A 24,119-nucleotide genomic window follows, 5' to 3' on the forward strand; every position below is an offset into this window, starting at 1 on the left:
GACGAGTTCGTCCGCCGCAGCTGCCCGCGCGTCCCTATAGCAGCGAGCCAGGCGAATCGTGAGCATCTATCACGGTACGCCGTGTCGGACGCACCTGTTTCCGGTCAGCCTTCGCTGCCCGGCTCCCGCGTGGTCGCCTCCGCCGCCTTCGCGGCCGCGCTCCCGGGCCGCTTGCGCGCCACCCAACCCTCGATATTCCGTTGCTGGCCCCGGGCCACGGCCAGCGAACCGGCGGGCACGTCCTTGGTGATGACCGAGCCGGCGGCGGTGTAGGCACCGTCCCCGACAGTGACAGGCGCCACAAACATGTTGTCCGAACCCGTCTTGCAGTGTGAGCCGACGGTCGTGTGGTGCTTCGCCTCACCGTCGTAGTTCACGAAGACACTCGCGGCCCCGATGTTGGTGAAGTCACCGATGGTCGCGTCGCCCACATACGACAGGTGCGGCACCTTCGTGCCCTCGCCGATCGAGGCGTTCTTCGTCTCGACGTACGTGCCGATCTTCGACTTCAGGCCGAGGCGCGTGCCGGGGCGCAGGTAGGCGAAGGGCCCGACGGACGCCTGCGCACCGATCTCGGCCTCGTAGGCGACCGCGTTGTCCACCCGGGCACCCGCGCCCACCGTGGTGTCGGTGAGCCGCGTGTTGGGGCCCACGACACAGCCCTCGCCCAGATGCGTCGCGCCGTGCAGCTGCGTACCCGGCAGGACCGTCGCGTCCCGGTCGAAGGTCACGGTGACGTCGATGAAGGTGGCGGCCGGGTCGACGACCGTGACGCCGCCGAGCATCGCGCGCTCCAGCAGACGGTCGTTCAGGATGCGGCGGGCCTCGGCGAGCTGGACGCGGTTGTTGATGCCGGCGATCTCGCGGTGGTCACCGGCCACGCAGGCGCCGACCCGGTGCCCGGCAGCCCGCAGGATGCCGAGCACGTCCGTCAGGTACTCCTCGCCCTGGCTGTTGTCCGTACGCACCTTCGTCAGCGCCTCGGCCAGCAGCCGCCCGTCGAACGCGAAGACACCCGAGTTGATCTCGGTGAGCGCGCGCTGCGCCTCGGTGGCGTCCTTGTGCTCGACGATCGCCGTGACGGCGCCGGAGCCGCTGTCGCGGACGATGCGGCCGTAGCCGGTGGCGTCGGGAACGTCGGCGGTCAGCACCGTCACCGCGTTCCCGTCGGCGGTGTGCGTGGCGGCCAGCACGGTGAGCGTCTCCCCGGTCAGCAACGGCGTGTCGCCGCAGACCACCACGACGGTGCCGTCCAGGGCGCCGTCCGGGGCGAGGGCCTCCAGGCCGATGCGGACCGCGTGCCCCGTGCCGTTCTGCTCGGCCTGCACGGCGGTACGGGCACCGGCGTCGACCTCGCTCAGGTGCGCGGCCACCTTCTCGCGCTCGTGCCCGACGACCACGACGAGCTGTTCGGGGTCCAACTCCCGGGAGGCGGCCAGCACATGGCCGACCAGCGAGCGGCCGCAGAGTTCGTGCAGGACTTTGGGGGTGGCCGACTTCATACGGGTGCCCTCGCCCGCTGCGAGAACGACGACGGCGGCCGGGCGGTTGGCGCTCACGGGTGTGCCCTTCGGCTTCGGATGCTTCTTGGGGGGTGGACATCCGCAGGATACCGGGGGGTCAGCGGGGTGAAACGGCTACGGGGCCCGACCGGTGACGGTCGGGCCCCGTGAGGTGCTCCCGAGGAAGGAATCGAACCCTCATTCAATGGACCAAAACCATTTGTCCTGCCATTAGACGACTCGGGAACATTGCGCCCTATGCCCGATTTCTGCCTTCGGTCGCGAGCGCCGCCCCTACTATGCCGTACCAAGACCCTTCGATGCGACGGTATGAGTCGGCGCTCTGGCGGTCACGGTCCACCCCCAGTAGGTCGAGCCCGGCGAGGAACAGGCGGATCACGTCTGGGGCGCTGTTGACGAACGTGACGTCCTCCCGGCGCGCGTGCGGCTTGTCCTGACGCTCCGCGTCCCGCAGCGCCCCGAGTCGGTGTACTTGCCGGTGTATGTGCCTGTGGTCTGTGTCATAGGCACAGCTTTCGGCGGGGCGCGGGCCGCGGGGGCGGAATCCCCTCTGTTCAGCAGTTCGCGCGATACCGGCGGGTTTCGCTTCTGTTCGATTGTGCGGAGTGGTGGGCGCCGGTACGTAAAACTCACCGGAAATCGGGCGGCGCCCGCCCGTAGGCTGGGGGTATGACCACGACGGGGGAAGTTCACCGAGCCGCGGCCGGGGGGCCGTGGTGGTGGGAGCGGTGGCGCGGTGCCGCGCTGGACGGGGGGCTCGCCGCGGCGAGCGCGGTGGAGTGTGCGTTCGAGGGGGTGCCGTTCGCGCACAAGGCCGGGCTGCCGGTCTGGATGGGGGTCGTCTTCGGGGTGCTGACCGGCGCGACGCTGCTGTTGCGGCGGCGCTGGCCGATCGCGGTCGTGCTGGTCTCCGTGGCGGTGACCCCGGCGCAGATGGGCATCATGCTCACCGTCGTCGGCCTGTACTCGCTGGCGGCGTCGGAGATGCCGCGGCGGATCATCGGGGCGCTGGCCGGCATGTCGTTCGTCGGGACGCTGATCGTGTCCGTGGTCCGGGCGCAGCAGGACATGGTGCACAGCGACCGGTTCCAGGTGGGTGGCTGGTTCGTGCCGTTCGTGGCGATTACCACGTCGCTGGGGGTGACGGCGCCGCCGTTGCTGCTCGGTCTGTACGTGGGGGCGCGGCGCCGGCTGATGGAGAGCCTGCGCGAGCGCAACGAGTCGCTGGAGCGGGAGCTGTCGCTGCTCGCGGAGCGGGCGGAGGAGCGGGCGGAGTGGGCCCGGGGTGAGGAGCGGACGCGGATCGCGCGCGAGATGCATGACGTGGTGGCGCACCGGGTGTCGTTGATGGTGGTGCACGCGGCGGCGTTGCAGGCGGTGGCCCGTAAGGACCCGGAGAAGGCGGTGCGCAACGCGGCGCTGGTGGGGGACATGGGGCGGCAGGCGCTGACGGAGCTGCGGGAGATGCTGGGTGTGCTGCGGGCCGGGGAGCCGGCGCCGGGGCGGGTGCCGGTCGTGGAGGCGTTGCCGCTGGCGGCGGTGGGGGCGGCGGCCGCGGCGGCGGCGTCCCGTGCGGAGGTGGAGGCGGGGGTGGTGGACGGGGGGCCGTCGCTGGCCGAGCTGGACGCGTTGGTCGGGCAGTCGCGGGAGGCCGGGATGGTGGTGGAGATGTCCGTGGAGGGGGAGGCGCGGGAGTATGGGGCGGCGGTGGAACAGACCGCTTACCGCGTGGTGCAGGAGGCCCTGACGAACGTGCACAAGCATGCGGCCGGGGCCAAGACGTATGTGCGGCTCGCGCATCGGGGGGTGGAGGTGGCGATGCAGGTGGAGAACGAGCCGCCGCCGGTGCCTGCGGCGGCTTCGGCGGGGTTGCCGTCCGGGGGGAACGGGTTGGTGGGGATGCGGGAGCGGGTGGCCGGGTTGGGTGGGGTTTTTGTGTCCGGGGCGACGGATGCGGGGGGTTTTCGGGTTTCGGCGGTGCTGCCGGCGGTTTAGGGGGGCGGGTCGGGGGGCCCGGGGTTGTGTCCGGTTACGCGGGTCCGGTTCGGCCTGGGCGGCTCGCGCAGTTCCCCGCGCCCCTGGGTAGTCGGTTGGCTGTCCCTCCGTGGGGCTTCTCGCGCAGTTCCCCGCGCCCCTGAAAGGCGCACTGCGTGCGCCCGCTTTTGGCTGCGGGCCGGTGGGGGCCGCTCGCGCCGTTCCCCGCGCCCCTGAGATGCGCACTTCGTGCTGCATCTCATCGGCGCCTCATGAGGTGCGGCCATGGGGCTGCGGCGGAGCCGCATGCCCCCCAGGGGCGCGGGGAACTGCGCGCTCAGCCGCGACGAGAGCCGCGCATGCGGGACGGGCGGGGCCCGGCAGACGCTGTGAGGGGCGCGGGGAACTGCGCGCTCAGCCCCCACCGGGCCGCGGCCGGGGCCCGAGACGGCCGGGTTACGGCGGTGGTTGGAGGCGGGGCGGGTGGACGCCGGTGATCAGGAGTTCCAGGGCCTGGTCGATACCGGGGCCGAGGTACCAGTCCCCGCTGTGGTCGAGGGCGTAGACCCGCCCCACCGTGTCGATGGCCAGCAGGGCCTCCGTCCCGGCCTCCGCCCCCAGCGGACAGACCTCCGTATCGAGCGCGCGACCGAGATCCCCCAGGGTGCGCGCCATGTGCAGCCCGTGCAGCGGATCGAGGTGCGGCTGGACGGGCGCGATCTGCCGGCCGGGCCCGGTCGGCGTGAGGTGCAGGCCGCCGAACTCCGCCCAGACCTCCACCGCCGCGGGAAACACGGCGTGCCGGTGACCGGCCGGGGAGACATGGGTGCGCAGCGCGTCCGCCCAGAACTCGGCCTGTTTGATGTCCCAGCGCCCGGGCTGCCAGCCGGCGGCGCGCAGCGCGGCGTCGACCGGCACCGTGAAGCGGGTGCTGGAGGTGCGGTCCACGGCGGGGGGATGCGGCGTCGGCATCAGGGCGCGGTCTCGCTCTCGGCTGTGTCTGCGGTGGGATCGACGACGCGCACCCCGAAGTGGGCGGTCAGCGCGGCGCAGGCCCGGCAGGGGCGGGCGAAGCCGCCGTGCAGCGGGTCGCCGTCCTCGCGGATGCGCCGGGTGGTCAGCTTGCCGTGTTTGAGTGCTTTGCGGGCCTCGCCCACCGTCATCGGCCGGCGCCGGGCGCGCTTGGACTTCTCGGTGCGTTCGGCGTCGCTCGCCCAGAGGTGGCGCGAGATGAGGATCGTCTCGGCGCACCGCCCGGTGAACCGGTCGCGCTGCGCGCTCGTCAGCGTGTCCAGGAAGTCCTGCACCAACGGGTGTAAGGCGGGCGCCGCTTCGCCGCGGGCGGCGGTCGAGGTGAGTGTGCTGCCGCGCACCCAGAGCGCGGCGGCGACGGCCGGCAGGATGCCGTCGCGACGGCCCCGCAGGACCGGGACGTCGGCGGAATCGGTGGCGCTCCAGCCGACGCGCGGGTCGTCGCCGGACGGCGCGTCCGTGGTGGCGGTGGTCTCTGCGGTGGCGCTGTGCATGTGGTGCTTCCCCTCCTGCAATCCCCCAGGTTGCCTGCACAGAGTGCCAAACGGGGCGGCCGGTGCGAAAGCCGGTACCCGCCGACACGCCCGATCGTCACGGGGTGGTGACACGGGGGTGACTGCTGGTCATGGAACCGGAGGCCCGGTGACCCGTGTCGTACAACCGCATAGGCTGTCGTCGTCCGCGATCGATACGTGTCACGACAGAGCACGAGTTCGGTGCGGAACCGGAACCCGTCAACAGCGCCGCAGGGGGCAACCGCCATGACGACAGGTCGGCTCGGGCAGCAGGCCGCGCCGCCGAACGCGGCGTACGCCGGGCAGGTAGTGAACTTCCCTGACCCGGTCCGCGCCGCCCGGCACCCCAGAGGGGTACGGGTGGACGGTGACGGTTACCCGGACTTCTCGGCGTACGCGCGGGCCGCGGCCGAGATCGCGGAACCGCCGGAGGGCTTCGGCGTCGACGAGCTGCGCCTGACGGACTACGTGTCGGCCAACGCGGCGCTGGCCGCGTCCGGGCACGAACTGTGGGACACCATCCCGGCGGTGGCGACGCCGCACGGCTGGACCTGGCACCACGTCCGCGGCTCGCGCCGTCTGGAGCTGGTCCCCGTCGAGGTGAAGGCGTTGCTGCGCCACCACGGCGGGATCGCGACGGCCGGCGTCGACCAGAACAAGCGCGGCACCCGCCCGCTCCAGGACACCCGGCCCGCGCACTTCGGGCTGCCGAAGTCGACGGTGGCGGTGAGCGAGCAGCAGGTGCTCGCGGTCGAGGAGGACCTCGGGTACCGGCTGCCCGGCGCCTACCGTTCGTTCCTGAAGGCGGGCGGCGGTTGCGCGCCGGTCGGGGCCGCGCTCGACGCGGAGCTGGGCCTCCTGGTCGACCAGCCGTTCTTCACGGTGCGCGACGAGGCCGCGGTGAACGACGTGGTCTACGTCAACAAGTGCCTGCGCGACCACCTCACCAAGGACTATCTCGCCGTCGGCTTCGTGCAGGGCGGCATCCTCGCCGTGAAGGTGCGGGGCGCGGCGACGGGGTCGGTCTGGTTCTGCGCGTACGACGACGCGCGGGACAGCGGTGAGACGGCCGGCTGGTCGGCCGCCGAGCGAGTGGAGCGGCTGCTGCTGTCGTGCGGCGATGACTTCGACGTGTTCCTGTCCCGGCTGGCGGGCAATCCGCCGGAGCTTGAGACGGTGGCGAACCTGATGGTGGACGGCGGCTTCGCGCGCGCCGTTCCGACCTACGCGGACGAGGGGTGAAGGTCCGATGGTGACGTTCGCGCAGGCGCAGGAGCGCGCCGAGGAATGGATCAACGGTGACGTGCCCGGCTACCAGCACCGGGAGGTGCGGGTCCGGGAGTTCGAGCTCGGCTTCGTGGTCTGGGCGGAGGACCGCGAGCCGGGGCCGGTCTCCGACGGCGGCCGCCAGCGGCTCGTGATCGCCCGGGACAGCGGCGAGGCCACGCTCTGGCCCTCGCTCCCGGTGGGCGAGGTGATCCGGCGCTACGAGGAGGAGTACGGGGTGCCGGAGGTTCCGGCCGAACCGGTCGCTCCGCGGGCGCCCGAGCGGGTGGACCTGAATCAGACGTCGTTCCTGCTCAGTCCGCCGGAGTGGTTGCAGGAGGCGGCGGACAAGCTGGGCATCCCGGACCACCGCGCCTCGTCTCCGACACCGGCCACCGCGGACCCCGCCGCCCCTTCGGCTCCGGCCGAGCCCGCGCGGGCCGCGGCCGCCGAACCGCTGGACTCCGTCCCGGGCCCGCCGGTGGGTGCGACGCCGTGGGCCGGTACGGACACGAACGGGGCGGGTGACGAGGAGGACCGCTCGGTGCCGCTGCCCGAGACGGTGTTCTCGCCGCCGCTCTCCGAGGAGATGCCGCCGCCCGGTGTCACCCCGGAGGCCAAGACCGCCCTGATCTCGGGCGGCAGCCGGCTCCCGCGCACGGAGCTGGCCCCCGCGCTGGACGAGCCCGCGTCCCCCGAGTACGGCTACCCGCAGTCCCCGGGCAGCCCCAACACGCCGCCTCCGCCCGCCGGTTCGCCGCCTCCGCCGCCCGGTGCGATGCCGCCGCCGGTCCCGGGTTCGGCCGTGCCGGGGACGCCGCCGCCGGGTGCGTCCCAGTACGGCTACCCGCAGGGCCCGGCTGGTTCCCCCACTCCGCCCCCGCCGCCTGCTCCCGGTGGGCCGGACTACGGCTACCCCCAGGGTCCGGGCAACCCCAACACGCCGCCCCCGCCCCCTGGTTCGACCCCTCCGCCCGCTCCCGGTGGGCCGGACTACGGCTACCCCCAGGGTCCGGGCAACTCCAACACGCCGCCCCCGCCCCCTGGTTCGACCCCGCCGCCTGCTCCCGGTGGGCCGGACTACGGCTACCCCCAGGGTCCGGGCAACCCCAACACGCCGCCCCCGCCCCCTGGTTCGACCCCTCCGCCCGCTCCCGGTGGGCCGGACCACGGCTTCCCGCAGAGCCCCGGCAGCAGCCCCAACACGCCGCCCCCGCCCGCCGGTCCGCCCCCTCCGCCGCCCGGTGCGATGCCGCCGCCGGGTTCGGCCGTGCCGGGGACGCCGCCGCCCGGTGGGTCGCAGTACGGGTACCCGCAGGGTCCGGGTGGCTCCCATACGCCGCCTCCGCCCGCGGGCGGTTACGTCCCGACGCAGTTGGTCTCCTCGCTCGGCCCGGACGGGCAGCCCCAGGTGCCGGGTGCGCCCGGCACCCCGCCGCCCCCCGGCGAGGGGGTGCACCACGCCGCGACCATGCTGGCGGGGCCCGCCGTCCCCGGCCCCGGCCCCGGCCCCGGTGGGCAGGTTCCGCCCCCGCCCGGGCCGCCCGGGCCGCCCGGTGCCCCGGGTGCTCCCGGCGCGCCGAAGCCGCCCGCCGCGCCCGCGCCGCCCGGCAGCACGCCCCCGCCCCCCGGCGGCGGTGTGCACCACGCCGCGACGATGCTCGCCGGACCGGGTTCGATGCCGCCCCCGCCGCCCGGCGCGATGCCGCCGCCGGTGCCCGGGCAGCAGGTGCCGGGCGGGCCCCCGCCGGGCGCGTACGGATATCCGCAGGGCGGTCAGCCGACCGTCGGCCCCGGGTATCAGGCCGTGCTGCGCTACCGCGCGCCCGACGGCTCCGAGCAGCAGCTCATCCGCCGCTCCGCGCCGGGCACGCCGCACCCGGAGTGGCAGATCTTCCACGAGCTGCGGGGCATGAACATCCCGGCGGACCAGGTCCTCGAACTCCACACGGAGCTGGAGTCCTGCGCGCTGCCGGGCGCCTACTGCGCGCGGATGATCAAGGAGCAGTGGCCGCAGGCGCGGATCACGTCGATCGCCCCGTACGGCACCGACCACGCCTCGCGCCAGCAGGGCATGCAGCAGCTCATCGCGCACCAGGGCGAGTTGCACCAGGTCGCCGACGGTCCGGCGAGGCCGGCCCCGGTGCGGGCGCCGCTGCCGCCCGCGCACCCCGCGCCGCCGGTCCCGCCGGAGGGCATCGCGCAGGAGCTGGCCGCCGCGTTCGGGCCGGGCGTGTTCCGGTTCGACCAGCGGGCCGTGTCGCGGCAGGGCGTGCCGGACATCGTCGCGCACACGCTGGTCGTGGCGGGGCTGCCCGCGGACTTCGGGCCGTTCTTCTGGGCGCAGGCCCAGCCGGGCCGCCCGGTGCCGACCCTGGCCGAGCTGGCGCAGGAGCGCGGGGTGCGGCCGGCACAGGACGCGGGCTCGTACCTGGTGATGGGCAGCGACTTCGGCAAGGCGCTCTGTGTCCAGTACGGGACGGCGCACATCGTGGCCGTCCCGGTGGAGGCGGACGCCGGACATACCGCCGGCGCTCCCGTGCCGCCGCAGTTCGTCAACAGCGGGCTGCCCGAGTTCGCCCGTTCGCTGGCGCTGCTCGGCCGGATGTGGCGGCTGCGCTTCGGGCTCAACCCGGAGCAGGCGGGCCGCTGGACGGTCGACTTCCAGGCCCAGCTGAACATGATCGACCCCGCGGCGCTCGGCTCGCCCGAGACCTGGTGGTCGGTGCTGCTTGAGCAGATGTGGGACGGCCTGCTGTAGCCGCGTAGCGGCGCCGTAGGGCGTGTGCACCGGGGCGCTCGACCTGCGGGACCGGCCGGGCGCCCTGATCATGCGCTCATGACGGGCACACGGACAGCGACCGGGGCGGCGGGGCGGCGCCGCTGGCCCCGGCGCGTCCTGGCGGTCCTGCTCCTGGTCCTCGTCCTGCTCGCCGGATACGGCACCGGCCTGTACTTCTGGGCGGATTCGCGGCTGCGCACCACAGAGGCGTTCGGGGCCGGCGGCGGCCGCCCGGCGGACGGCAAGGGCACGGACTGGCTGCTGGTCGGCTCCGACTCGCGCGCGGACCTGACCCCCGAACAGCGCAAGCAGCTGCACGTCGGCAACGACGAGGGGCTGAACACCGACACGATCATGATCCTGCACCACGGCGACAGCGGCCCATACCTCGTCTCGATCCCGCGCGACTCCTACGTCCCGATCCCGGGCCACGGCCGCAACAAGATCAACGCGGCGTACTCGCTGGGCGGCGCCCGGCTGCTCACCGCGACCGTCGAACAGGCGACGGGGCTGCGCCTCGACCACTACGCGGAGATCGACTTCCTGGGTCTGGTGGACGTCGTCGACGCGATCGGCGGCGTCACCCTCTGCGTACCGCGGGGCGGTCTGCACGACGCGAAGTCGGGCGCCGACTTCGACGCGGGCTGCCAGGCCATGGACGGGGTCCAGGCGTTGCAGTACGCGCGGGCCCGCTACTCCGACCCGCAGGGCGACCTGGGCCGGGTCAAGCGGCAGCGGCAGCTGCTCGACGCGATCGCCGGCAAGGCGCTCGGGCCCGGGGTGCTGGTCCCGCCGTGGAAGCTGGTCCCGTTCCTGCGCACCACGCTCGACGCCCTCACCGTCGACCCCGGGACCGGCGTCGGCGCGCTCGCCACGATGGGGACGAAGATGCGCTCGCTCGCGGGGACCACGACGGTGCCGGTGGCGAGCGAGCCGTACGTGCCCGGCGCCGGTGACGTGGTCGAGTGGGACCGCGGCGAGGCCAGGCGGCTCTTCGCCGCGCTGCGCGCCGATACGGCGATTCCGACTTTCGACGCCAATTGACGCATCCTTGACCGGGTGGGCCGGGCGGTGCGCCGAGTGTGTCGGTTTGTGGGAGCTTCCTCCCGGTCCACAAGGATGTGCGCCAATCGCGCAGAACGTCGCACGGGTGGAAGGGGTTCGAGATGAGCGGTGCAGGCGCATCGGCGTCGCCGTACGGTTTCGTCGTCGTACGAGGTCGTGGCTACCGGCCCGAGCAGGTGGAGGCCCGGGCCGCGCAGCTGTACGGGGACCTGGACGCGGCCCGGGAGCGGGTCGCGCGGCTGACCGCCCTCGCCGGTGAGACGGAGGCGGAGAGCGCGCGGCTGCGCGAGGTCGTCGCCCATCTCGCCCCGCAGACCTACGAGACGCTCGGCAAACGCGCGCAGTACCTCCTGGAGCTGGCCGAGGAGGAGGCCGCCGCTCTGCGGCACGCCGCGCTGAGCGAGGCCCGGGCCGAGACCGAGGCCGCCGAGGCCGCGGGCCGCGCGGCGCGCGACGACGCCCGGGCCCACGCCGACGAGGTGCGCGGCACGGCCGAGGAGTGGGCCACGGGCCGGGAGCGGCAGGCGCGGGAGCAGGCCGAGGAGGCGCGCTCGGCCGCGCGGCGCGACGCCCAGGAGGTGCGGGCGGCGGCCCTGGCCGTCCTGGACGAGACGCGCCGGCGCGGCGAGGCGGTCCTCGCCGAGCAGGCCGAGGAGCAGGCCGGGCGGGCCGAGGCGGCCCGGCGCGAGGCCGAGGAGCTGGCGGCGGCCGCCGCCGCGCGGGAGTCCGCCGCCGTCACCGCGGCCGAGGAGCGGCTGTCGGCCGCGGAGCGGGCGCTCGCCGAGGCGGGCGAGGCCGCCCGGCACCGGCAGGAGGACGCGCAGGACGCCGCCGCGGAGCTGCTCGCGCGGGCGCGGGCCGAGGCGGACGGCATCGGCCGGGAGGCGGCCCGGGTGGTGCGCGAGCACGACGAGACCCGCGACGAGCTGCGGGCCCACATGGAGCACGTGCGCACCTCGCTCGCCGCGCTGACCGGGCGGGTCACCGCGGAGTAACCCCTGCGGGTGCGGGGCGTCAGCGCTCCGGGCGCAGCCGCGCGGTCACGGTCACCGGGACGGCGCCCGCCGGGTGGTCGCGGCGGCGCTCGTAGGGCGCGAGCAGCTCCTGGATGCGGTCCGCGAGGCCGTCCGCCTCGTCCGGGGTCAGGTGCAGGCGGGCCGCCGCGGTCCGCTCCGCGGCGCGGACCGGCTGCCGCGGGTCGTCCCAGCGCAGCCGCCAGGGCCGCGCCCGGCCGCCGCTGTGCGAGGCCTCCTCGATGAGCCCGTGCCGGGCCAGCTGGCGCAGGTGGAACGAGCACAGCCCCGAGCTGTACCCGAGCCGGGCCGCCGCCTGCGTGGACGTGACGGTGCCGATGTCGGCGAGCAGGTCGAGCAGGGCGACGCGGACGGGGTGGTCGGGCAGCGGACGCCGGGCCCGGGGCGCCGCGTCCCCGGGCGCCACGGCCTCGTCCACTCCTTCGGTGGCTTCCTCTTCGATCACTTTGCAAAGGGTGCTACTTTGCAAAGGGTTCGGTCAAGTGACGGCGCGGGACGAGGGGTTGGCGGGCGATGGGCGAGGAGCTGCGGCCGGAGGCCGGGCGGGGCGCGGTGCGGCGCATCACGGAGGTCGGCGAGGAGATCCTGCGCCGCCGCTGCGCGCCGGTCCCGGACGCGCGGTTCGGCACGGCGGAGCTGGCGCGGCTGGTCGACGACATGTTCGCCACCAATCACGTCGCGCACGGGGCGGGGCTCGCGGCCAACCAGATCGACGTGGACCTCCAGCTGTTCGTGTGGGACATCGAGGACGACTGGGGCGTGCGCCACGTCGGCCACATCGCCAACCCGGTCCTGGACGAGGAGCCGCTCGCCGGGCGCCGGCTCGTCGAGGAGCTGGAGGGCTGCCTCTCGGTGCCCGGCCCGTACAAGGCGCTGGCCCGCGCCGACCACGCGGTCGTCCGCGGCCGGGACAAGGACGGGCGCGAGCTGGTCGTCGAGGGGCGGGGATACTTCGCGCGCTGCCTCCAGCACGAGACGGACCACCTGCACGGCCGCCTCTACCTCGACCGGCTCGGCAAGCGCGAGCGGCGGGACGCCCTGCGCGAGATGACGGAGCTGCGGGACGGCGTCCTCGCCCGCCGCGCGGCGACGGCGGCGCGGCCCGGCAAGTGACCCCCGCGGCGGGGCGCCCGGCCCCGCCGCCCTACGAGCCGGGACCCCGGCCCTGCCGCCCGCCGTTCTCCTGCCGGACGGCCCCCGCCAGGATCCACTCCTCCACCGCCTCGTACTGGCGGCGCTGCTCGTCGGCCCGGTGCGAGGGCGTCAGCACCGTGCCGAGCCAGCCGAAGAGGAAGCCGAGCGGGACGGAGACGAGGCCGGTCGTGGTGAACGGGAACCAGGTGAAGTCCCGGCCGGGGAAGGCCGCGGTGGGCGACCCCGAGACCAGGTTGGTGCCCGTCATCAGGACCAGGCACGCCGCCGAGCCGCCCAGCAGCGTCGCCATCAGGCCCGCCCGCGTGAACCGGCGCCAGAAGAGGCTGTAGACCAGGGCGGGGGCCAGCGCCGAGGCGCCCAGGCAGAAGGAGAGGGTGACCAGGGGCTGGAGGTTGCGGTGCTGGACCAGGGTGGCCAGCAGGATCGCCGGGGCGCCGACGGCGAGGGCCGCGATCCGCACGGTCCGCAGCTCGCCGCGGGCGGCCGGCTCCCGTCTGCGGTACGCGAAGACGTCGTGGGCCAGGGAGTTGGCGCAGGCGAGGATCATGCCGGCCACCGACGCGAGCAGCGTGAGGAACAGGGCCGTGGTGACCGTCGTGAAGAGCAGCGCCTCGGTCGTGGACGCCGTGGCGCCGAACGCGGCCCGCGCGCCCAGCAGATACGCCGTGTTGCCCTGCGCGTCCGCCGCGGTGATCGCCCGGCGGCCGAGCAGCGCCGTCGCGCCGATCGCGACGACGGAGACGATCAGGACGAAGGCGCCCGCCGACGCGACGGCCCAGGACATCGAGCGCCGTACCTGGCGGGCGTTGCGGGCGGTGTACATCCGCATCGTGACGTGGGGCAGGCAGGCCGCCCCGATCACCACCGTCAGCTGCGAACTGACCAGGTCCAGGCGGGGATGGGGGCCGCCCGCGAACTCCAGGCCCGGGCTGAGGTAGGCGCGGCCGGCGCCGCTCTGCCGGGCCGCCGCCGCGAGCAGCGCGCCCGGGTCCCAGTCGAAGCGGCGCAGGATCAGGGCCGCGACCACGGCGCCCGAGCCGAGCAGCATCACCATCTTCACGATCTGGATGACGGCGGTGCCCTTCATGCCGCCGATCGCCGCGTAGCTGATCATCAGGGCGCCGAGCGCCACGACGCAGCCGGTCTTGAACCCCTCGCTGGTGAACCCGAGCAGGAACGCCAGCAGGTCGCCCGCGCCCGCCAGTTGGACGAGCATGAGCGGCGTGAGGGCGGTCAGGGTGGTGGCACAGGCGGCGATCCGCACCGACCGGCCCGGCATCCGGCGCGCCAGCGCGTCGCCCATCGTGAAGCGGCCCGCGTTGCGCAGCGGTTCGGCGAGCAGGAACATCAGCAGCATCAGGCTGAGCGCGGTGCCCAGGGCGAGGACGACGCCGTCGTACCCCGACAGGGCGATGACGCCGCCGGTGCCGAGCACGGTCGCCGCCGAGATGTAGTCGCCCGCGATCGCCAGGCCGTTGCCGAGCGGCGAGAGCCGGCCGAGGCCCGTGTAGAACTCCTCCAGGTCGTCGCGGTCGGGCCCGGTCATGACGCAGAGCAGCAGCGTGACCGTGGCGGCGGCCGTGAACGCCACCAGCGACATCGCCTCGGCGGACGGGGCGCTCACCGGCCACCGCCGTCCGGGCGCCGGCCCCGGCGCCGCAGCCGGTGGGCGAGCGGGTCGACGCGCCGCCGCGCCGTGTACTCGTAGAGCAGCAACGCCACGCAGCCGACCGGGAGTTGGCACAGGCCGATCAGCAGTCCCGTGGAGAGGCCGCCGCGGGCCGAGCGGTTCACCACGGACGGGACGAACGCCGACAGGAGCAGGAAGGCGGTGAAGTAGCCGAGCGCGGTGAGGGCGGCGACACGGCGCTGCCACCGGTAGGCGGTGCGCAGCAGGATCAGTTCGTGGCTCGGGCCGTCCGGCGGGGGCAGGTCGGGGTGGCGGGGCAGGCGGTGGGGCCGGGAGCGGTGCGCCGGGGGGCGGTAGGCGTCCGAGGGGTGCGGCAACCCGTTCTCCTTGCGCTTCGGGCCCGCCGGGGACGGGCGGACCGCAGGGAGTGCGTGGGGAGCCGGAACGTTACTCGGAGGTAGGGGAGTCGGGCGAGGGTTTGCGCGAACCGATCAGCCGGTACGCCGCGCCGGATTTCCTTTCCCCCTGCACCGATCTCCGGTCCGCCGGCCGCGGGGGTGGAGACGGCCCGAGTCGACCCTGAGGAGGACCGCACCGACGGGGGGAGACCCCCTAGGGGGTCCTCCGTACTACGGACCGGGGGCGGTTCGTCCCGCCGGAGGAGGAGCGGTGCGGGGGTTCTTCCTACCGTCAGGGGGTGGGGTTTTCCCCCGGGAAAGACGGTGACTTCCACCAGCGCGCCCGGGGCCCCGCGTCACCAGACTTGAGCGTGCCGCGGACCACTGCGGATCCGCGTAACCGACATAGGAGAAAACCGTGACGACGGCTGTGAGCATTCCCAGGCACGGGGGCACTGGAGAACGGACGGCCGTTGCCGCGCGGGCGCGGCAGGTCGTGAAGGCGTACGGGGCCGGGGAGACCCGGGTCGTGGCGCTCGACCACGTCGACGTGGACATCGCCCGGGGCCACTTCACCGCGATCATGGGCCCCTCGGGCTCCGGCAAGTCGACGCTGATGCACTGCCTGGCCGGGCTCGACACCGTGACCTCCGGGCAGATCTTCCTCGACGACACCGAGATCACCGGGCTCAAGGACAAGAGACTCACGCAGCTGCGCCGCGACCGGATCGGGTTCATCTTCCAGTCGTTCAACCTGCTGCCCACCCTGAACGCCCTGGAGAACATCACCCTGCCGATGGACATCGCGGGCCGCAGGCCGGACCGGGCCTGGCTGCACCAGGTCGTGGAGACCGTCGGGCTCGCCGGGCGGCTCAAGCACCGGCCCACCCAGCTCTCCGGCGGCCAGCAGCAGCGCGTCGCCGTGGCCCGCGCGCTCGCCGCCCGGCCCGAGATCATCTTCGGCGACGAGCCCACCGGGAACCTGGACTCCCGGGCCGGCTCCGAGGTCCTCGGCTTCCTGCGCCGCTCCGTGGACGAACTCGGCCAGACGATCGTGATGGTCACGCACGACCCGGTCGCCGCCTCCTACGCCGACCGCGTCCTGTACCTGGCCGACGGCCGCATCGTCGACGAGATGCACCGCCCGACGGCCGACGCGGTCCTGGACCGGATGAAGGACTTCGACGCCCGGGGGCGCACCTCATGAGCGCCAACACCGTGCTGAAGACCTCGCTGCGCAACTTCGTCGCGCACAAGGGCCGCATGGCCCTCTCCGCGGTCGCCGTCCTCCTCTCGGTGGCCTTCGTCTGCGGGACGCTCGTGTTCACGGACACGATGGACAAGACGTTCGACAAGATCTTCACGGCGACCTCGGCCGACGTCACCGTCAGCCCGAAGGACGCCGGGACCGAGGGGACCGCCACCGGCCGCCCCGAGTCGCTGCCCGCCTCCGCGGTCGCCGCCGCCGGCAAGATCGACGGCGTCAAGTCGGCCGAGGGCGCGATCAGTTCGATGAACGTGACGGTCGTCGACTCCCACAACAAGAACATGGGTTCCGAGACCGGCGGGCCCACCATCGCGGGCAACTGGACCAGGAACGACCTGCGCACCATGGAGATCACCTCGGGCCACGCCCCGCGCGGGCCGACCGAGACCATGGTCGACTCGGACACGGCAGGCAAGCACCACCTGAAGCTCGGTGACGAGCTGCGCACCATCACCGCGATCGGTGACATCAAGGCGAAGATCGTCGGCATCGCCGCCTTCAAGGTCACCAACCCGGGCGCGGCCGTCGTCTACTTCGACACCGCCACCTCCCAGCGCGAACTCGTCGGCGCCACCAGCCGGTTCACCGCGATCAACCTCGTCGCCGACTCCGGCGTCAGCAACACCGAGCTGAAGGCGAAGGTCGCCGCGGCGCTCGACGGCCCGTACAAGATCCAGACGCAGAAGGAGGCCGCGGACGCCAACGCCTCCGACGTCTCCTCCTTCATGGACGTCATCAAGTACGCGCTGCTCGGCTTCGCCGGGATCGCGTTCCTCGTCGGCATCTTCCTGATCATCAACACGTTCTCGATGCTCGTCGCGCAACGGACCCGGGAGATCGGCCTGATGCGGGCCATCGGCTCCTCGCGCAAGCAGGTCAACCGCTCGGTCCTGGTCGAAGCGCTGCTGCTCGGCGTCGTCGGCTCCGTCGTCGGCGTCGGCGCCGGGGTCGGGCTCGCCATCGGGCTGATGAAGCTCATGTCGGCCGCGGGCATGGACCTGTCCACCGACGACCTCACCGTGAAGTGGACGACGCCCGCGATCGGGCTGCTGCTCGGCATCGTCGTCACCGTCCTCGCCGCCTACCTGCCCGCGCGCCGGGCCGGCAAGGTCTCCCCGATGGCGGCCCTGCGCGACGCGGGCACCCCCGCCGACGTCAAGGCGGGCGCCGTCCGCGCCGTCCTCGGCCTCGTCCTCACCGGCGGCGGCGGTTTCGCGCTCTACCTCGCCACCCAGGCCGACAAGGCGAGTCAGGGCTCCCTGTGGCTCGGCGTCGGCATCGTCGCCTCGCTCATCGGCTTCGTCGTCGTCGGCCCGCTCCTGGCCGGCCTCGTCGTCCGGGTGCTCAGCGCCGTCCTGCTGCGGTTCTTCGGCCCGGTCGGGCGGATGGCCGAGCGCAACGCGCTGCGCAACCCGCGCCGCACCGGCGCCACCGGCGCGGCCCTGATGATCGGCCTCGCCCTCGTCGCCTGCCTCTCGGTCGTCGGCTCCTCGATGGTCGCCTCGGCCACCGACCAGCTCGACAAGTCCGTCGGCGCCGACTTCATCGTCGAGCCCAGCAACGGCGGCATCACGCCGCAGGCGGCCGCCGCCCTGAAGAAGACCGCGGCGTCCGGGACCGTCGCCCACGTCACCGAGGTCAAGTTCGTCAAGACGACGGTGACCACCCCCTCCGGAAAGAAGCAGAAGGAGGAGCTGTCCGCCGCCAGCCCGTCCTACGCCCAGGATCTGCGGCGCGAGACCACCTCCGGGAAGCTGGCGGCGGCGTACGGGAAGAACGCGATGTCGGTCGGCTCCGAGTTCGCGAAGAAGAACCACGTCGGGGTCGGCTCCACGATGACCGTCGCCTTCGAGCACGGCCGCACGGCGAAGCTGCGGATCGCGGCGGTCACCTCCGACGACACCGTCTTCGACAAGGGCGCGATGTACATCAACATCGCGACCGCCGCCGCGAACCTGCCGGCGGACCGGGTCCCGCTGAACGGGATGATGTTCGCCAAGGCCGCCGACGGCAAGGCCGACCAGGCGTACGCGGCGCTCAAGAAGTCCGTCGCCGCCGACCCGACCGTCAAGGTCAAGGACCAGACCGACTACAAGGAGAGCCTCAAGGACCAGATCGGCCAGCTGCTCAACATGATCTACGGGCTTCTCGCCCTCGCGATCATCGTGGCCGTCCTCGGCGTGGTGAACACCCTGGCCCTGTCGGTCGTCGAGCGGACCCGGGAGATCGGCCTGATGCGGGCCATCGGCCTCTCCCGCCGCCAGCTGCGCCGCATGATCCGCCTGGAGTCGGTGGTCATCGCCCTCTTCGGCGCCCTGCTGGGCCTCGGGCTCGGCATGGGCTGGGGCGCCACGGCCCAGAAGCTGCTGGCCCTGGAGGGCCTCGGTGTCCTGGAGATCCCCTGGCCGACGATCATCGCGGTCTTCGTCGCCTCGGCCTTCGTGGGCCTGTTCGCGGCGCTGGTCCCGGCGTTCCGGGCGGGCCGGATGAACGTGCTGAACGCGATCGCGACGGACTAGCTCCGCAGGTTCAGCAGAAGACCCCGGGGCCGGGTGGCTCCGGGGTCCTCCGCTTCCCGCGCCGCCGACTGCGGGTGGTCCCTGGCTTCCCGCACCCCTGATGGGTTGTCGTTCACCCGCGGGCCGGTGGGGGCTGGTCGCGCCGTTCCCCGCGCCCCTGGGGGGCGCACTTCGTGCGGCCCCGTCTTCGGCTGCCGGGCCGGTGGGGCTTCTCGCGCAGTTCCCCGCGCCCCTGGAGCTTGCGGCTTCGCCGCAGCCTCATGGGGCCGATGAGATGGCGCACGCAGTGCGCATCTCAGGGGCGCGGGGAACTGCGCGAGCAACCACGATGGCGGGGGAGTCGAAGAACTGCCTAGGGGCGCGGGGAACTGAGCGACCGGCCACGGCGGTGTCGCACGGGACCGCCGGGCCGGTGGGGGCACCCCGGACGGGCCCGGGCAGCGAGGCGCCACCGTCCCTCGATCGGGCGACAGCCCCCCGCGCGACGTACCCTGGAGACCCCCGGCCCGTTCGACGTGTCGGGCCCTTCGCGTTGCCCACCCCGGACGGGAAAGGCCAAGCCCCACCCATGAGCCTGTACGGACTGCTCGACGCCGTCGTCAAGGACGCGGCCCTCACCGAAGCGGTGAAGGCCGCCGGCGACGGCAACCGCATGCACATCGACCTCGTGGGCCCGCCCGCGTCCCGGCCCTTCACCGTGGCCGCCCTCGCCCGGGAGGCGAAGCGGACCGTCCTGGCCGTCACCGCCACCGGCCGGGAGGCCGAGGACCTGACCGCCGCGCTGCGCTCGCTGCTGCCCGAGGACGAGGTGGTGGAGTTCCCGTCCTGGGAGACGCTGCCGCACGAGCGGCTCTCCCCGCGCTCGGACACCGTCGGCCGCCGCCTCGCCGTGCTGCGCCGCCTCGCGCACCCGCGCGCCGACGACCCCGAGACCGGCCCGGTCTCCGTCGTCGTCGCACCCGTCCGCTCGGTGCTCCAGCCGCAGGTCAAGGGGCTCGGTGACCTGGAGCCCGTCGCCCTGCGCAGCGGGCAGAGCGCCGACCTGAACCAGATCGTCGAGGCGCTGGCCGCCGCCGCGTACGCCCGGGTCGAACTGGTCGAGAAGCGCGGCGAGTTCGCCGTGCGCGGCGGCATCCTCGACGTCTTCCCGCCGACCGAGGAACACCCGCTGCGCGTCGAGTTCTGGGGCGACGACGTCGAGGAGATCCGCTACTTCAAGGTCGCCGACCAGCGCTCCCTGGAGATCGCCGAGCACGGCCTGTGGGCCCCGCCCTGCCGCGAGCTGCTGCTCACCGACGACGTACGGGCCCGGGCCGCCGACCTCGCCGCCCAGCACCCGGAGCTGGGCGAGCTGCTCGGCAAGATCGCCGAGGGCATCGCCGTCGAGGGCATGGAGTCCCTCGCGCCCGTCCTCGTCGACGACATGGAGCTGCTGCTCGACGTCCTGCCCAAGGGCGCGATGACGGTGGTCTGCGACCCCGAGCGGGTGCGCACCCGCGCCGCCGACCTCGTCGCCACCTCGCAGGAGTTCCTCCAGGCGTCCTGGGCCGCGTCCGCGACCGGCGGCGAGGCCCCCATCGACGTCGGCGCGGCCTCCCTGTGGGGGATCGCGGACGTCCGGGACCGGGCCCGCGAGCTGGGCATGATGTGGTGGTCGGTGTCGCCGTTCGCCGCCGACGCGGCGGGCTCGGACGCCGACACCCTCCAGCTCGGCATGCACGCCCCCGACACCTACCGGGGCGACACCGCGAAGGCGCTCGCCGACACCAAGGGCTGGCTCGCCGACGGCTGGCGCACCGTCTACGTCACCGAGGGCCACGGCCCGGCCGCCCGCACCGTCGAGGTGCTCGGCGGCGAGGGCATCGCGGCCCGCCTCGACAAGGAGCTCGCCACCCTCGCGCCCTCCGTCGTCCAGGTCTCCTGCGGCTGCCTCGAAGTCGGCTTCGTCCACCCGGAACTGAAGCTCGCCGTCCTCACCGAGACCGACCTGACCGGCCAGCGCACCGCCGGCAAGGACGGCCAGCGGATGCCCGCGCGGCGCCGCAAGACCATCGACCCGCTCACCCTCGAATCCGGCGACTACATCGTGCACGAGCAGCACGGCGTCGGCCGCTACATCGAGATGGTGCAGCGCACCGTGCAGGGCGCGACCCGCGAGTACCTCGTCGTCGAGTACGCCCCCGCCAAGCGCGGCCAGCCCGGCGACCGCCTCTACATCCCCACCGACCAGCTGGAGCAGATCACCAAGTACGTCGGCGGCGAGTCCCCGACCCTGCACCGCCTCGGCGGCGCCGACTGGACCAAGACGAAGGCGCGCGCCAAGAAGGCCGTCAAGGAGATCGCCGCCGACCTGATCAAGCTCTACAGCGCCCGCATGGCCGCCCCCGGCCACGCCTTCGGCGCGGACACGCCCTGGCAGCGGGAGCTGGAGGACGCGTTCCCCTACATCGAGACGCCTGACCAGCTCACCACGATCGCCGAGGTCAAGGAGGACATGGAGAAGACGGTCCCGATGGACCGGCTGATCTGCGGCGACGTCGGCTACGGCAAGACGGAGATCGCGGTGCGCGCCGCGTTCAAGGCGGTCCAGGACGGCAAGCAGGTCGCGGTCCTGGTCCCCACGACGCTCCTCGTGCAGCAGCACTTCGGCACGTTCTCCGAGCGGTACGCGCAGTTCCCGGTCAGCGTGAAGGCGCTCAGCCGCTTCCAGACGGAGACCGAGTCCAAGGCGACGCTCGAAGGGCTGCGCGACGGCTCCGTCGACCTCGTCATCGGCACGCACCGCCTCTTCTCCTCCGAGACCAGGTTCAAGGACCTCGGCCTGGTCATCGTCGACGAGGAACAGCGGTTCGGCGTCGAGCACAAGGAACAGCTGAAGAAGCTCCGCGCCAACGTGGACGTGCTGACCATGTCGGCCACCCCCATCCCCCGTACGCTCGAAATGGCCGTGACCGGCATCCGCGAGATGTCCACGATCACCACCCCGCCCGAGGAGCGCCACCCGGTCCTCACCTTCGTCGGCCCCTACGAGGAGAAGCAGATCGGCGCGGCCGTCCGGCGCGAGCTGCTCCGCGAGGGCCAGGTCTTCTACATCCACAACCGCGTCGAGTCCATCGACCGCGCGGCGGCCCGGCTGCGCGCCATCGTCCCCGAGGCCCGGATCGCGACGGCCCACGGCCAGATGTCCGAACAGGCCCTGGAACAGGTCGTGGTGGACTTCTGGGAGAAGAAGTTCGACGTCCTCGTCTCGACGACGATCGTCGAGTCCGGCATCGACATCTCGAACGCCAACACGCTCATCGTCGAGCGCGGCGACAACTTCGGTCTCTCCCAGCTCCACCAGCTGCGCGGCCGCGTCGGCCGCGGCCGTGAGCGCGGCTACGCCTACTTCCTCTACCCGCCGGAGAAGCCGCTCACCGAGACCGCCCACGAGCGCCTGGCCACCATCGCCCAGCACACGGAGATGGGCGCGGGCATGTACGTGGCGATGAAGGACCTGGAGATCCGCGGCGCGGGCAACCTGCTCGGCGGCGAGCAGTCCGGCCACATCGCCGGCGTCGGCTTCGACCTGTACGTGCGCATGGTCGGCGAGGCCGTCGCGGACTACCGGGCCTCCCTCGAAGGCGGCGTCCAGGAGGAGCCGCCCCTGGAGGTCAAGATCGAGCTGCCGGTCGACGCGCACGTCCCGCACGACTACGCGCCCGGCGAGCGGCTGCGCCTCCAGGCCTACCGGGCCATCGCCTCGGCGACCACGGAGGAGGACGTCAAGCAGGTCCGCGAGGAGCTGACCGACCGTTACGGCAAGCTCCCGGAGCCGGTCGAGAACCTCCTGATGGTCGCGGGCCTGCGGATGCTGGCGCGGGCGTGCGGCGTCGGCGAGATCGTGCTCCAGGGCGCCAACATCCGTTTCGCGCCGGTGGAGTTGCGCGAGTCGCAGGAGCTGCGCCTCAAGCGGCTCTACCCCGGCACGGTGATCAAGGCGGCCTCGCACCAGGTCCTCGTACCGCGCCCGAAGACGGCGAAGGTGGGCGGCAAGCCGCTGCTCGGGCGGGAGTTGCTGGCCTGGGTGGGCGAGTTCCTCACGTCGATCCTGGGGTCGTAGCGGCACGGCCCGCCCGCGCGGCGTCGCCCGGCCCGTCGGGGGTACTCGTCTCCCCGGGCCGGGCGACGCGTGATCCTGCCCGGATACGGTGAGCCGGGCCGGACACGAACAACAGGGGAGGTAGTGCCGTGCTGCGAGGCGCTGGGCGGGGGGCGGCCGCCGTACTGATGGCCGCCGTCGCCGTCACCGGATGCAAGGCCGAGATCGACCGGGCCGGTGAGTCGGGGCCCGAGCCGCAGGGGCAGGGCAAGGCGGGCAGCGCGCTCGCCGCCGTCGACGACCTGACGGTCAAGGGCCGCGCGCCCAAGACGGGGTACGCGCGGGAACGATTCGGCACGGCGTGGGCCGACACGGACTCCAACAGCTGCGACACCCGTGACGACATCCTCAAGCGCGACCTGAAGTCCGTGCGCTACTCCGGCGGGGACTGCAAGGTCGTCTCCGGCCGGCTCGACCCCGACCCCTACGGCGGCAAGGACCTCACCTTCACGCGCGGCCGCAGCAAGGTCGACATCGACCACCTCGTGGCGCTCTCCGATGCGTGGCAGAAGGGCGCGTTCCAGTGGCAGCCGGGCAAGCGCATCGCGTTCGCCAACGACCCGCTGAACCTGCTCGCCGTCGACGCGACCCCCAACCGCAGCAAGGGCGACGGGGACACGGCCACCTGGCTCCCGCCCAACAAGGACTTCCGCTGCACGTACGTCGCCGGGCAGGTCGCCGTGAAGAAGAAGTACGGGGTGTGGGTGACCGCCGCCGAACAGGCCGCGATGAAGAAGGTGCTCGGCACCTGCCCGGACCAGAAACTCCCGACGGGCGGCAGCCCGACGGCGGCGCCCTCGCGGTTCCACGCACGGTGACAGGACGGGACGGCACGGCGCCGGGCTGATCGGCGCGGGCCGCACGCAGGAGTGCGGTACGCGCCGTGAGCGCGTACCGCACCTGGGAGCCTTCTGGCGGGACGCCTACAGCTTCAGGTCCCACTGCGAGGCGTTGTACTCGAAGCTCGGGGTGACCTCGACGGTCAGGTTCTTCGCGTCGGCAGGGGCGTCGAAGGCGTAGACGACCGTCGCCTTCTTGCCGGGCAGGATCGTGCCGTCGAACCCGGTGCCGACCTTCTCGTCGAAGACCTGCTCGGCGTCGACGCCGTCCTTGCCGGCGCGGGCGTCGGCGGTGACCAGCGCGGAATCGAACTTCTTCTTGCTGTCGTTGGTGACCGTGACGGTCACCTTGTAGGCGTGCTTGCCCTTGCTGTGGCCCGCCGCGAACTCGCTGGGCGCGTAGGCCACCGCGTTCGACACCGTCACCGTCAGATCGTCGTCGTAGACCACGGAGTCCCCTGCCTCCAGGGCCTTGCCCGCGTCCGCCTTCTTGTCGTCCGTGCCCGTACCGGAGTCCTTCGCGTCCCCGGCCGCCTTCGGGTCCTTGGGCCGGGAGTCCGAGACCGACTTGTTGATCTCGTCGACCGCGTCGTCGACGGCCTTGAACGTCGTGTACGCCCCGAAGACCGCGAGGCCGAGGGAGACCAGCGCCAGGACCGCGCCGGCCAGCGCCACTCCCTTGTTCGTGGCCTCCCCGCGCTTGGCGCGGCCCCGGCCCGTCAGGCCCAGGATCAAGGCGACCACGCCGAGGATGCCGGCCAGCCAGAACAGGAACGGGACGAGGCCGGACAGCGCGCCGATGACACCGAGGATCAGCGCCGCCGTCCCCAGACCGTTCCGCGCGGCACGCTGCGGCGGCTGCGGCTGGAACGGCGGGTACGGGGACTGCTGCTGGGTCTGGGACATGGATTCCTCCGAGATGAGAGACGCCAACCTCCCCCCGGCTTTCCGTGTATCCGGCGGTTGGCTGCGTCAAGCA

The 24,119-nt window shown here is 73.3% G+C and carries 17 protein-coding genes, 1 tRNA gene and 1 pseudogene; 10 read left to right on the plus strand and 9 right to left on the minus strand.

The features are described from left to right. Window positions 1–104: 104 nt before the first annotated feature. The 3 genes and pseudogenes from glmU to ABZY33_RS09570 form a co-directional block, all read right to left on the minus strand. Window positions 105–1,559 (minus strand): bifunctional UDP-N-acetylglucosamine diphosphorylase/glucosamine-1-phosphate N-acetyltransferase GlmU, encoded by a 1,455-nt coding sequence (gene glmU, locus ABZY33_RS09560; RefSeq protein WP_356490949.1) that lies wholly within the window; start codon window positions 1,557–1,559, stop codon window positions 105–107. A gap of 118 nt (window positions 1,560–1,677) precedes the next feature. Next, window positions 1,678–1,748 (minus strand) — tRNA-Gln (locus ABZY33_RS09565). Window positions 1,749–1,758: 10 nt separating this feature from the next. Continuing rightward, a pseudogene (locus ABZY33_RS09570) lies at window positions 1,759–2,001 on the minus strand (hypothetical protein); the annotation flags it as partial. Window positions 2,002–2,192: 191 nt separating this feature from the next. On the opposite strand from ABZY33_RS09570, the gene ABZY33_RS09575 reads away from it, so the two are divergent. Further along, entirely contained in the window at window positions 2,193–3,518 is a 1,326-nt protein-coding gene (locus ABZY33_RS09575; protein ID WP_356490950.1) for a histidine kinase, read from the plus strand. Between the two features lie 435 nt (window positions 3,519–3,953). On the opposite strand, the gene ABZY33_RS09580 is transcribed toward ABZY33_RS09575, so the two are convergent. Both ABZY33_RS09580 and ABZY33_RS09585 read right to left on the minus strand, forming a co-directional pair. Beyond that, entirely contained in the window at window positions 3,954–4,469 is a 516-nt protein-coding gene (locus ABZY33_RS09580; RefSeq protein ID WP_356490951.1) for an SUKH-3 domain-containing protein, read from the minus strand. After that, a complete protein-coding gene (locus tag ABZY33_RS09585) occupies window positions 4,469–5,023 on the minus strand; it encodes a YwqJ-related putative deaminase (protein ID WP_356490952.1) in 555 nt (184 codons plus the stop codon). Before ABZY33_RS09585 ends, ABZY33_RS09580 begins: the two co-directional genes overlap by 1 nt. 267 nt (window positions 5,024–5,290) lie before the next feature. Here ABZY33_RS09585 and ABZY33_RS09590 point away from each other — a divergent pair, with 267 nt between their 5' ends. The 4 genes from ABZY33_RS09590 (at window position 5,291) to ABZY33_RS09605 (ending at window position 11,152) form a co-directional block, all read left to right on the plus strand. Then, window positions 5,291–6,286: an SMI1/KNR4 family protein gene (locus tag ABZY33_RS09590; protein ID WP_356490953.1), complete on the plus strand. Its 996-nt coding sequence runs from the start codon at window positions 5,291–5,293 to the stop codon at window positions 6,284–6,286. A gap of 7 nt (window positions 6,287–6,293) precedes the next feature. After that, complete coding sequence (locus ABZY33_RS09595) at window positions 6,294–9,071, plus strand: SUKH-4 family immunity protein (protein ID WP_356490954.1); 2,778 nt, start codon at window positions 6,294–6,296, stop codon at window positions 9,069–9,071. Window positions 9,072–9,149: 78 nt separating this feature from the next. Beyond that, the gene (locus ABZY33_RS09600) at window positions 9,150–10,136 is read left to right on the plus strand and encodes an LCP family protein (RefSeq protein ID WP_356490955.1); all 987 of its coding nucleotides are present in this window, start codon (window positions 9,150–9,152) and stop codon (window positions 10,134–10,136) included. Between the two features lie 122 nt (window positions 10,137–10,258). Next, entirely contained in the window at window positions 10,259–11,152 is an 894-nt protein-coding gene (locus ABZY33_RS09605; protein ID WP_356490956.1) for a cellulose-binding protein, read from the plus strand. A 19-nt stretch (window positions 11,153–11,171) separates the two neighbouring features. On the opposite strand, the gene ABZY33_RS09610 is transcribed toward ABZY33_RS09605, so the two are convergent. Then, complete coding sequence (locus ABZY33_RS09610) at window positions 11,172–11,597, minus strand: helix-turn-helix domain-containing protein (protein WP_356491017.1); 426 nt, start codon at window positions 11,595–11,597, stop codon at window positions 11,172–11,174. Window positions 11,598–11,704: 107 nt separating this feature from the next. Between ABZY33_RS09610 and def the strand changes: the two genes are divergently transcribed. Further along, window positions 11,705–12,304, plus strand: a complete 600-nt coding sequence (gene def, locus ABZY33_RS09615) for a peptide deformylase (RefSeq protein ID WP_356490957.1) — start codon at window positions 11,705–11,707, stop codon at window positions 12,302–12,304. A gap of 31 nt (window positions 12,305–12,335) precedes the next feature. Here the strand turns inward: def and ABZY33_RS09620 are convergent, their stop codons facing one another. Beyond that, window positions 12,336–13,946, minus strand: a complete 1,611-nt coding sequence (locus ABZY33_RS09620) for a cation acetate symporter (RefSeq protein WP_356491018.1) — start codon at window positions 13,944–13,946, stop codon at window positions 12,336–12,338. 20 nt (window positions 13,947–13,966) lie between these two features. Beyond that, window positions 13,967–14,296 carry a DUF485 domain-containing protein gene (locus tag ABZY33_RS09625; RefSeq protein ID WP_356491019.1) on the minus strand — a complete coding sequence of 110 codons (330 nt, stop codon included), beginning with the start codon at window positions 14,294–14,296 and terminating at the stop codon, window positions 13,967–13,969. A gap of 496 nt (window positions 14,297–14,792) precedes the next feature. Between ABZY33_RS09625 and ABZY33_RS09630 the strand changes: the two genes are divergently transcribed. From ABZY33_RS09630 to ABZY33_RS09645, 4 genes are all read left to right on the plus strand, one after another. Then, on the plus strand, window positions 14,793–15,581 hold the full coding sequence (locus ABZY33_RS09630; protein WP_356490958.1) for an ABC transporter ATP-binding protein: 789 nt from the start codon (window positions 14,793–14,795) through the stop codon (window positions 15,579–15,581). Further along, window positions 15,578–18,160, plus strand: coding sequence for an FtsX-like permease family protein (locus ABZY33_RS09635; RefSeq protein WP_356490959.1), 2,583 nt, complete (start codon window positions 15,578–15,580; stop codon window positions 18,158–18,160). The genes ABZY33_RS09630 and ABZY33_RS09635 overlap by 4 nt, the downstream gene beginning before the upstream one ends. A gap of 568 nt (window positions 18,161–18,728) precedes the next feature. Then, a complete protein-coding gene (gene mfd / locus ABZY33_RS09640; protein ID WP_356490960.1) occupies window positions 18,729–22,262 on the plus strand; it encodes a transcription-repair coupling factor in 3,534 nt (1,177 codons plus the stop codon). 167 nt (window positions 22,263–22,429) lie between these two features. Continuing rightward, window positions 22,430–23,119, plus strand: coding sequence for an HNH endonuclease family protein (locus ABZY33_RS09645; RefSeq protein ID WP_356491020.1), 690 nt, complete (start codon window positions 22,430–22,432; stop codon window positions 23,117–23,119). Window positions 23,120–23,224: 105 nt separating this feature from the next. Here the strand turns inward: ABZY33_RS09645 and ABZY33_RS09650 are convergent, their stop codons facing one another. Next, window positions 23,225–24,046 carry a DUF4190 domain-containing protein gene (locus ABZY33_RS09650; RefSeq protein WP_356490961.1) on the minus strand — a complete coding sequence of 274 codons (822 nt, stop codon included), beginning with the start codon at window positions 24,044–24,046 and terminating at the stop codon, window positions 23,225–23,227. Between the last annotated feature and the right edge of the window lie 73 nt (window positions 24,047–24,119).

It is taken from the genome of Streptomyces sp. NPDC006552 (genome assembly GCF_040611655.1).
Taxonomy (GTDB): Bacteria; Actinomycetota; Actinomycetes; order Streptomycetales; family Streptomycetaceae; genus Streptomyces.